We start from the raw sequence: 740 nt of genomic DNA, 5'->3' as shown, positions 1-740 counted from the left end.
ATCAGTTTCGTAGTATTCCCTTTCTACCTTAAATACTTCCAACACTTCAGTAACATTTTTCTCAACAGTCAGCCTGATTTCTTCAGACTCCAGACCCTGACTTGCGGTCGTGGTCGCTGCGTAAGATACTTGAGCTGCTGCAATACCAAGCGCCAAAACCAGCCAAAGAGTAACCAACTTAAATGCTTTATTCATAACGTTAAATTCTTATCAAATAGAAGTGAACCAGGATAGGAGCTACCCAAAACTAGTCATTACACCATTAATTAGAGATCTATCTGGCCCGAGGCGAACGCACCAATAATTTTCTCTAAATTCATCGCAGACTGCGTATCAAAAATGGTATCGCCGTCTTTCAATAGCTCTTCTTCCCCACCAACACTGAGATCAACATACTTCTCTCCCAGTAAACCGGCCGTCTGAATCGATGCGACACTATCTGCTGACAGCTGATCAACAGATGAATATATTTCCATCTCTACCAGCGCTGTGTAAGACTGCTCATCAAGACTGATCCCGCTAACCTTTCCAACCGTTACACCAGATAATGACACCCGTCCTCTAACAGCGAGACCGCCTAGGTCGTCAAATTGGGCATATATTTTGTAGGTATCACGCGCCGAATCGCTTGTTAAACCACTCACTTGTATTGCCAAAAACGCCAAGGCAGCGAATCCGGCTATCATAAATACCCCTACAGCCGCTTCTATTGTTCTCTCATACATATGACGTCATTTTCC

The 740-nt window shown here is 43.9% G+C and carries 2 protein-coding genes; both read right to left on the bottom strand.

Annotated elements, in window-relative coordinates:
* Positions 1–195 (bottom strand): hypothetical protein (locus A3756_RS23190; RefSeq protein WP_156490719.1); only part of this gene is annotated, 195 nt, incomplete at its 3' end.
* A 71-nt stretch (positions 196–266) separates the two neighbouring features.
* Entirely contained in the window at positions 267–725 is a 459-nt protein-coding gene (gene mlaD / locus A3756_RS23185; RefSeq protein ID WP_068509377.1) for an outer membrane lipid asymmetry maintenance protein MlaD, read from the bottom strand.
* Positions 726–740 lie beyond the last annotated feature (15 nt).

This window comes from Oleiphilus sp. HI0086, from assembly GCF_001635225.1.
Note: the sequence above shows the minus strand (reverse complement) of the source record. Positions and strands in the feature narration are given on the sequence as shown.

Bases quoted from the DNA above. Each gene is read 5' to 3' on its own strand.
- mlaD (WP_068509377.1), bottom strand. From the start codon at position 725: ATGTATGAGAGAACAATAGAAGCGGCTGTAGGGGTATTTATGATAGCC.